This window comes from Aquabacterium sp. A08, assembly GCF_011742065.1.
Genome location: NZ_JAAQQT010000626.1, coordinates 21,773 through 31,213, shown reverse-complemented (window position 1 = coordinate 31,213; position 9,441 = coordinate 21,773). Strand labels below are relative to the sequence as shown.

The 9,441-nt window shown below is 68.2% G+C and carries 6 protein-coding genes; 1 reads left to right on the top strand and 5 read right to left on the bottom strand.

What is annotated here, in order from left to right:
- From HA630_RS12250 to HA630_RS12230, 5 genes are all read right to left on the bottom strand, one after another.
- Window positions 1-2,084, bottom strand: a 2,084-nt coding sequence (locus tag HA630_RS12250) for a diguanylate cyclase domain-containing protein (RefSeq protein WP_166835055.1), incomplete at its 3' end; no start/stop codon positions are given.
- Window positions 2,085-2,241: 157 nt separating this feature from the next.
- The gene (locus HA630_RS12245; RefSeq protein ID WP_166835053.1) at window positions 2,242-4,404 is read right to left on the bottom strand and encodes a PhoX family phosphatase; all 2,163 of its coding nucleotides are present in this window, start codon (window positions 4,402-4,404) and stop codon (window positions 2,242-2,244) included.
- A 106-nt stretch (window positions 4,405-4,510) separates the two neighbouring features.
- On the bottom strand, window positions 4,511-5,293 hold the full coding sequence (locus HA630_RS12240) for a BPSS1780 family membrane protein (protein ID WP_166835051.1): 783 nt from the start codon (window positions 5,291-5,293) through the stop codon (window positions 4,511-4,513).
- The gene (locus HA630_RS12235; protein ID WP_166835049.1) at window positions 5,290-6,243 is read right to left on the bottom strand and encodes a homoserine kinase; all 954 of its coding nucleotides are present in this window, start codon (window positions 6,241-6,243) and stop codon (window positions 5,290-5,292) included. Before HA630_RS12235 ends, HA630_RS12240 begins: the two co-directional genes overlap by 4 nt.
- A 2-nt stretch (window positions 6,244-6,245) precedes the next feature.
- Window positions 6,246-6,584, bottom strand: coding sequence for a hypothetical protein (locus HA630_RS12230; protein WP_166835047.1), 339 nt, complete (start codon window positions 6,582-6,584; stop codon window positions 6,246-6,248).
- A gap of 56 nt (window positions 6,585-6,640) precedes the next feature.
- On the opposite strand from HA630_RS12230, the gene polA reads away from it, so the two are divergent.
- Window positions 6,641-9,436, top strand: a complete 2,796-nt coding sequence (gene polA, locus HA630_RS12225; protein ID WP_166835045.1) for a DNA polymerase I — start codon at window positions 6,641-6,643, stop codon at window positions 9,434-9,436.
- Window positions 9,437-9,441 lie beyond the last annotated feature (5 nt).

Genomic DNA, 9,441 nt, shown 5'->3' with positions numbered 1-9,441 from the left:
GCGGTCGGTGCGGTCGGCGCCAGCCAGACCGTGTTGCGCCCCGCCGCCTTGGCGCGGTACATGGCCATGTCGGCCTGTTTCAGCAGGTCGTCGGGTTCGGTGGCCTGGCCGTCGAACATCACCACCCCGATGCAGGCGGTGCAGCGGTGCTCCACGGCGTGCACCCCGCCGCTGGCCTGTTCCACCGCCAGGCAATAGGGTTCGGCCAGTGCGGCGAGCAGTTTGCCCGCCACCGCGCGGGCCAGTTCCACCGAGGTCTGCGGGTCGGTGTGCAGGTCGCCCAGCAGCACCACGAACTCGTCCCCGCCGAAGCGCGCCACGGTGTCGGTTTCGCGCACGCTGTGGGTCAGGCGGTGCGCCACCTCCACCAGCAGCAAATCGCCCACCCGATGGCCGTGGGTGTCGTTCAGGGGTTTGAAGTTGTCCAGGTCCAGGAACATCAGCGCGCCATGCAGTCCGCTGCGCCGGTGGCTGGCCATGGCCTGGGCCAGGTTGTGGGTCAGCAGGCGGCGGTTGGGCAGCTCGGTCAGGGTGTCGTGCAGCGCCTGCTGCTGAATCTTGGCCTCCAGCCGCCGCCGCTCGGTGATGTCGGTCATGAAGCTCAGGGTGGCGGGCTGGCCCAGCCACTCGAAGGGCGCGTCGTTCAGCTCGAACCAGCGCTCCCCCTGGTGGCGCGTCAGCACCCGGAACGTGTGGTGCTGGGGCGCGGCCTGGCCGTCGGCGGGGGCCGACGCGCGTATCACCCGGTCGCGGTCGTCCTCGTGGATCAGCGGGGCCAGGGGCTGGTTCAGCACCTCGGCCGGGGTGTGGCCGCACAGCTGGAAGAAGCGGGGGTTGGCGAAGCGCAGCACGCCGTTCTGGATCACGGCAATGCCCTCGTTGGCGGTTTCGATCAGCAGCCGGTAGTGCCGTTCCCGTTCCAGCAATTGCTGGGCTTCGCGGCTGCGTTCGATGGCGATGCCCGCCAGCAGGGCCGCTTCTTCGATGAGGGCGATGTCGGCGGGGCTGGGCGTGTGCGGGCGGTGGTGGTAGATGGCGAAGGTGCCCAGCACCCGCTGGTCCGACGAAAAAATGGGTTGCGACCAGCACGCCCCCAGCCCGGCCTGGGCCGCCAGTTCGCGGTAGGGCGCCCAGTAAGGGTGGCTGGCGATGTCTTCCACCACCACCCGTTGCCGGGTGTGGGCCGCGGTCCCGCAGGAGCCCGCGCCCGGGCCGATGGGCAGGCCCTGCACCGCGTCGTTGTAGAACGCCGGCAGGCTGGGGGCGGCGCCGGTTTGCAGGTGCTGGCCTTGCCGGTCCAGCAGCAGGATGCTGCACAACATGCGCGGGTGCAGGGTCTCGATGCCCTGCACGATTTCGTGCAGCAGGGTGGGCAACGGGGTGCCCTGGGCCAGCAGTTCCAGGATCCGGTTGCGGAAGGCCTGGTAGCGCTGGTTCTGGCGCAGGGCGTGTTCGGCCCGGTCCTCGTTCATGATGATCAGGCCCAGGGCCAGCAGCAGGGTGCCGGTCAGGGTAAACAGGAAGGTCAGGGACTGCAGGGTGCCGCCCTGGAACAGCTGCTGCACCGTGAACTGGCCGGTGGCCACGGTCCAGGTGCGCGCGGCCATCATGATGGCCATCAACAGCGCACCGAACACCAGCAGTTGTTCGCCGCGCCCCCTGGGCGCGTGGCGTTGCTGGCGCGCCACCGCCGCCACAAACAGCAGTTGCAGGCCGTACACCGAACTGCCCAGCAGCAGCCGGGCCGTGAAATTGTCCAGAAGAAACGGAAAGCTCAGCCCGATCACCGCCACCGGGGCCCAGGCCCACCAGACGGGCCAGCGCTGGTCGTGGAAGCGGCGGATGCCCAAGGCGTACACCGCCAGCGCCCCGGACATGCACACGTTGGCCACCACCACCGAGGCCCAGTCCGGCACCTGGCCCCTCAGGCCGTAGAGCACGTAGCCCAGCGCCTGCACGCCCAGCGCTGTGGCCCACAGCAGCAGGTTGCGGTGCCGTTGGCGCCCGATAAAGCCGATCGCCACGGCCAGCACCGCGGAGACGGCGATGATCACGGCGAACAGGGTGGGGACGTGGAAGGACATGGGCGGCACAGCGATGTGTCCAAATGTAGCACCAGGGCCCCCGACACCACAGGAATATCCCGGCAGTGGATTGGACAAAAAAACCGCCCGCCCCCAGGAGGGACGGGCGGTGTCAATGCGCGGGCGGGACCCGCGCGCTTTCCCGAACCGTTGAAGGTCAGCTGCCGATGACGCCGCCGTCGTTCTTGGTGATGACGACGGTGGCCGAGCGCGGCCGCTGGCCCGGGCCGTAGCCGGCGTTCGCGGGCCATTGGCTTTCGTACCGGGCGGGGGTGTTCACATCGGCCATCTGGGTGTTTTCACCGGGGTGCTGGATGTTGACGAACATCGCACGGCCATCGGGTGTTTCGCAAATGCCGGTGATTTCGGCGCCGCGCGGGCCCACCAGGAAGCGTTTCAGCGTGGCCGGCGTCTGGGTTTTGCCGGCGTAGGTGGTCACCGTCTTGTCGCCGTATTGCAGGGTCTTGGTGCCGCCATCGCCCACCTGGCCCGGCAGGGCGGCCAGCAACATGCAGTTGGTTTTGTCGGTGTAAGCGCCGTCGTCGGTCTGGATCCAGCAAATGCCGGTGGCCGGGCTGAACACCAGGCCGTCGGGCGACGACAGGTCGTTGTCGTCCGTCAGGCCCGACAGGTTGACGCGGGCCTGGTCCGCATCGGCTTCGGAGGCGAACAGGTAGATGTCCCACTTGAAGGTGGTCGCAGCGGGGTTCGGCTCCATGAAGCGCACGATGTGGCCGTGCACGTTGCCTGTTTGCTCTTTGCGGCCCTTCAGGTCGGTGTAGACGCGCGGGTTGGCCGCGTCGGCCGTGGCGGCGGTGCGGTTGCTGTTGTTGGTCAGGGTGAAGTACACCTCGCCGTTGCGTGGGTTGACGCCGCCCCATTCCGGGCGGTCCATCTTGGTGGCGCCCACGGCGTCGGCCGCCAGGCGGGTGAAAATGGCCACGTCGGCGTTGTCCTTGAACTCGAAGTAGGAGCTGTGGGCGATGACCGGGTTGTCCACCGACAGCGCCAGCCATTCGCCGCTGCCGTCCTCCTTGAAGCGGGCGGCAAACAGCGTGCCTTGGTCCAGGTATTTGTCGCCAGCGGTCAGGCGGTTGGCGGCCTTGGCGTCGGCCGGGTCCCACAAGGCGTGCGACACGAATTTGTAGATGTACTCGCCACGCGCGTCGTCGCCCATGTAGGCCACCACCGGCTGGCCGGCCACCGGCTTGGCGAAGGTCACGTTTTCGTGGCCCATGCGGCCCAGGGCGGTGCGCTTGCGCAGCACGGCTTTCGGGTTGTACGGGTCCAGTTCCACCACGTAACCGAAGGTGTTCATCTCGTTGCGGTAGTCTTCCTGGGCGCTGGCGGCCAGGGCGCCGTTGTTCCAGCGCACAAAGCGGTCGTCGGCACCGCCGCTTTCCCAGCCGTGGCGGCTGGCGGCACCGGCCTTGCGGCCGTAGCGGTTCAGGGCCTGCACCTGTTTGTCCTTCTTGCGGCGGTCGTCGTCCTGCGCGTCGCGGAAGAAGTAGCCGAACCAGTTTTCCTCGCCCGACACAAAGGTGCCCCAGGGCGTTTTGCCGGTGCCGCAATTGTTCAGCGTGCCGCGGGCGCGGGTGCCGTCGGCGCTGTACTTGGTGACCAGGTGGGTGCTGCCGCGGGCCGGGCCGGAGATGACGGCCTCGGTCATGGTGGTGACGCGGCGGTTGAACGGCGAATTGGTCTTGTAGCTCCAGGTTTTGCCGTTGGACTGCACCTCCACCACCGACAGGCCGTGGATCATCAACTCTTTGTCCACTTCAGCCGCGGGGCGAGGCAGGCTGGCCTTGCCGCCGTCGGCGTGGATGAAGAAGGAGGTCAGCTTCTCGTCGGTGGTGGCCTCGTGGTTCATGGCCAGCAGACCGCGCGAATTGAAGGTGTTGGACGGTTGGCTGTTGGCGTCCAGGCTGAACCATTCGATGCCGTCGTGGTGGTCGCCGGCGCGGCGGCCCCAGTCGGTGTCGGTGCCGTCGTTTTTGAAGGCGGGGGTGTCGCCGCTCAGCGGGTCGCCCAGGCCGTAGAGCACCTGGGCGGTGTAGCCCTCGGGCACGGTCAGCACGTCGTTGACGTGCTTGCTCACCGCCTTGAAACCCAGCGTGTTCACCGCATGGGCCGGAGCGCCGGTGGCGCAGCCGCTCAGGGCGGTGGCGCCCAAGGCAGTGGCGCCGGCCACACCGGCACCGCTGCGCAGCAGGCTGCGCCGGCTCAGCCGGGCCTGCAACACCTGCTCAAACGCCGGGTTGGGGCTGGTGTTGGAGTCTTCTTCGTTGAAAACAACGCCGGGTCGGAGTTCGTGGGTCATGCTGTGTCAGAAGGGGTGGTGTGAAACACCCCTCAGCATGCCGGCGCTGTGTGAAGCCGCTGTGACAGGCCGCGTCCGCCCGGCCCGGTGCGGGTGCCGTGCTGCCTCAGGCCGGGGCCTGGCCGTCGTCGGTGACGAAGCTGTCGCGGAAGGTGAAGTAGAGGGAGCTGAAGAACATGGCGCTCATCAGCATGGCCATTGGAAAGACGATGGCCGCCAGCACTTGCGGGCCGCCCAGGGCACCGGCCAGCAGCACCACCGCCAGCGACACGCCCACGAACACGCCTGTCCAGGCCAGGAAATACACCAGCAGAGCCCCCTTGTTCGTCCAGCAGGCCAGGGCGCTGAAGAACAGGCTCTTGACCGGGGACACCCCATGCCAGTGCACCAGCGCCGGGGCGTGCCAGAACAGCAGGCCCAGGGGCAAGTAGAGCAGCATGCTCAGCACCAGACCGCGCAGCACCCCGGGCTGGCGCAGCATGGCCTCGGTCAGCTCGCCGCCTTCGGTGGCCACCGGTGGCAGGCCGCCGCCGGCCAGCAGGGCCGACAGGCCCATGACGACGAAGGAGCCCAGCGCGTACAGCCCGCCCAGCACCAGCATCGCCCGCAGGCGGTCCTTGCCCGCGCGGAAGGCGCTGGCCAGCACCGCCGGCATGGGGAACTGGCCGCTGTGGGCCTCGCGGGTGGCGGCCATCAGGCCCAGGGTGGCCGCGGGCAGCAGCGCCAGCGCCAGCGGCTGGCCCAGCAGCGGCAGCATGGACAGGGCCGACACCACCATCATGAACAGGAAAAACAGCCCGGCCAGCGCCAGCGGCTGGCGCACAAAAGTGCGGATGCCCAACTGCACCCACAGCAGGCCGGTGCGCGCGGGAACGGGGTTGAGCTTCATGGCTGGGCCAGGCGGGCGCGCAGCACCCGCTCGAAATGGGTGGGGTCGTGCGGTTTGAGCATGCTGGCCTCGCGCGGCAGGTGCCAGTCCCACAGGCGCGAAATCCAGAACCGCAGGGCCCCGGCGCGCAGCATGGCCGGCAGCAACTCGCGTTCGGCCGCGGTCAGAGGGCGCACGCTTTCGTAGGCCTGGCGCATGGCCTGGGTGCGGGCGTCGTCCTGGGCGCCGCTGGCCAGGTCGATGCACCAGTCGTTCAGGCACACCGCCAGGTCGAAGGCGAAGCTGTCGCAGCCGGCGAAGTAGAAGTCGAAAAAGCCGCTGAGTTGGCCCTGGTCGAACATCACATTGTCGCGGAACAGGTCGGCGTGCACCGGCCCACGCGGCAGGGCCTCGTGGCTGGCGCTGGCGGCAATGTGGTTCTGGTAGGCCAGCTCGCTTTGCAGCAGCGCCGCCTGGTCCGGCGCCAGGTGCGGCAGCACCACCGGCACCGTCTCGTTCCACCAGGGCAGGCCGCGCAGGTTGGGCTGCTGGCGCGGGTAGTCCCGCCCGGCCAGGTGCATGCGCGCCAGCATCGCGCCCACCTGGGCGCACTGGTCGGCGCTGGGCGCCAGTTCGTGCTTGCCGCGCAGCTTGTTCACCACCGCCGCGGGCTTGCCGCACACCGTGTGCAGGATGTTGCCCTGGGCGTCGGCGGCCGGGTCGGGCACCGGAATGCCCTTGCCCGCCAGGTGCTTCATCAGGTGCAGGTAGAACGGCAGCTGCTCGAAGGTCAGGCGCTCGAACAGGGTCAGCACGTGGTCGTGGCGAACGCCGTCGTGTTCGGTGCTGACGAAGTAGTTGGTGTTCTCGATGCCGCCAGCGCAGCCGGCCATGTCGGTCAGTTCGCCCAGGCCGAGGCGGCGCAGCAGCGCGGCGGCCTCGTCGCGCGAGACTTCGGTGAAAACGGCCATGGTCAGAACTTCAGGACGCGCCAGCTGCTTTTGCCGGCCCCGCTTTTGCTGTCGCTGGGCTGGCCGGCGTCGATGGGCTGCACCTGGTAGCCCGGCACGGCGGTGTTGGTCTGCACCTCGATGCTGCGGGTCTGGCCGCCCACGCGCAGTTCTTCAATCCGGCTGCCCGCGTCCTGGTGGGTGATGCGTTCGGTTTTTTGCTCCAGCGTCTGCACCGGTTCCTGGGCGATGGCGGCGGCCGGCGTCTGGGCCAGGGCGGGAACGGCGGCGCAGGTGGCGGCCAGGGCGGCGGCCTGGGCCAGGCGTTGCCAGGTCGGGGTGAAGGCGGGTGTGCGGTGCATGGCCCGATTGTAGGCAATCGCCGGGTCCGCCCGGGTTTGGCCGCACAATCCCCAGCATGAGCGAAACAAGCAAAACCCTGGTGCTGGTGGACGGCTCCAGCTACCTCTACCGCGCCTTCCACGCCATGCCCGATTTGCGCGCGGTGCCGGGCGATCCGTCCAGCCCCGCCACGGGCGCCATACGCGGCATGATCAACATGATGCAGGCGCTGCAAAAAGAGCAGCCGGGCGACTACGTGGCCTGCGTGTTCGACGCCTCCGGCCCCACTTTCCGCGACGCGCTGTACCCCGAGTACAAGGCCCACCGCAGCCCCATGCCCGACGACCTGCGCGCGCAGATTGCGCCCATACACGAAGTGGTGCGCCTGCTGGGTTGGACGGTGCTGGACGTGCCCGGCGTGGAGGCCGACGACGTGATTGCCACCCTGGCCACCGTGGCCGCCGCCCAGGGCGTGCGCGTGGTGGTGAGCAGCGGTGACAAGGACTTGAGCCAGCTGGTGAACGAACACATCACCATCATCGACACCATGAGCGGTAAGGTGCGCGACGTGGCCGGCGTGACCGCCGAATTCGGCGTGCCGCCACGTCTGATGGTGGACTACCAGACCCTGGTGGGCGACACGGTGGACAACGTGCCCGGCGTGGAAAAAGTGGGCCCCAAGACCGCCGCCAAATGGCTGGCCGAACACGGCTCGCTGGAAGGCGTGCTGGCCAACGCCGACAAAATCAAAGGCGTGGCCGGCGAGAACCTGCGCAAGGCGCGTGATTGGCTGGTGACAGGCCGCCAGTTGGTGACCATGAAAACCGATTGCGACCTGACGGGCTTTGTGGAAGGCTTGCCGGCGCTGGACGCCTTGGCCCAGCGCGAGCGCGAAGTGCCCGCGCTGCGCGAGTTCTACGAACGCTATGGCTTCAAGGGCCTGGCGCGTGCCCTGGGCGATGCGGGCGCCGCTGGGGCGGTGGTTGCCGCCCCTGCCGCCCAGGCCACCGCCGTGGGCGACACCGCCGATCTGTTCGGCGAGCCGGCACCTGGAGTCTCGAACGTCACGGAAAAGCTTTACGACACGGTCCTCACCTGGGACGCCTTCGACGCCTGGCTGGCGCGCCTTGAGGCGGCCGAACTGGTGGCGCTGGACACCGAAACCACCTCGCTGAACGAAATGCGCGCCGAGATCGTGGGCATTTCTTTCAGCGTGCAACCGGGCGAAGCCGCGTACATCCCGCTGGCGCACAGCGGCCCGGCCGCGCCGGACCAATTGCCCTTGGGCGAGGTGCTGGCACGGCTGAAACCCTGGCTGGAAAACCCCCAGGCGCTCAAGCTCGGCCAGCACATCAAGTACGACCGCCACGTGTTCGCCAACCACGGCATCGAGGTGTGCGGCTACGCCCACGACACCATGCTGCAAAGCTACGTGCTGGAGGTGCACAAACCCCACAACCTCGGCAGCCTGGGCGAGCGCCACCTGGGCCGCAGCGGCATCAGCTACGAGGAACTGTGCGGCAAAGGCGCGGCGCAAATCCCGTTCGCCCAGGTGGACGTGGCCAAGGCCGCCGAATATGCCTGCGAAGACAGCGACCTCACGCTGGACGTGCACCGTGTGCTGTGGCCGCGCCTCCAGGCCGATGCCAAGCTGCGCGCCATTTACGAGCTGGAAATCGCCAGCAGCGAAGCGCTCTACCGCATCGAACGCCACGGGGTGCTGATCGACGCGCCCACGCTGGCGCGCCAAAGCCACGAACTGGGTCAGCGCATCCTGCAGCTGGAGCAAGACGCCTATGACATCGCCGGCCAGCCCTTCAACCTGAGCAGCCCCAAGCAGTTGGGCGAAATCTTCTTCGACAAACTGGGCCTGCCGGTGGTGAAGAAAACCGCCACCGGCGCCCGCAGCACCGACGAAGAGGTGCTGGAAAAGCTGGCCGAAGACTACCCGCTGCCCGCCAAAATCCTGGAGCACCGCTCGCTCAGCAAGCTCAAAGGCACCTACACCGACAAGTTGGCCGCGCTGGCCCACCCGCGCACCGGCCGCGTGCACACCCACTACGCGCAGGCGGTGGCCGTCACCGGGCGCTTGAGCAGCAACGATCCCAACCTGCAGAACATCCCCATCCGCACGGCCGAAGGCCGCCGTGTGCGCGAAGCCTTTGTGGCGCCGCCGGGGCATGTCATTGCAAGTGCCGACTATTCGCAGATCGAGCTGCGCATCATGGCGCACCTCAGCGCGGACGAGGCCTTGCTCAAGGCCTTTGCCGACGGCATGGACGTGCACCGCGCCACCGCCGCCGAGGTGTTTGGCCTGGTGCCCGATCAGGTCAGCAGCGAGCAGCGCCGCTACGCCAAGGTCATCAACTTCGGGCTCATCTATGGCATGAGCAGCTACGGCCTGGCCAAGGCGCTGGGCATCGACAACACGGCGGCCAAAAACTACATCGACCGTTACTTCCAGCGCTTTGCTGGCGTGCGCCACTACATGGACGAAACCAAGGCCCAGGCCAAGGCCCAGGGCTATGTGGAAACCGTGTTCGGCCGCCGCCTGTACCTGCCGGAAATCAACAGCCCCAACGGCCCGCGCCGTGCCGGGGCCGAACGTGCCGCCATCAACGCCCCCATGCAGGGCACGGCGGCGGACCTCATCAAAATGAGCATGGTGGCGGTGCAGGCGGCGCTGGACGCGCAGGGCAAGGGCACCCGCATGGTCATGCAGGTGCACGACGAACTGGTGTTCGAGGTGCCCCAGGCCGAGGTGGACTGGCTGAAAACCGAAGTGCCGCGCCTCATGGCCAGCGTGGCGCAGCTCAAGGTGCCGCTGCTGGCCGAAGTGGGGGTGGGCGCCAACTGGGAGCAGGCGCACTGACCGCG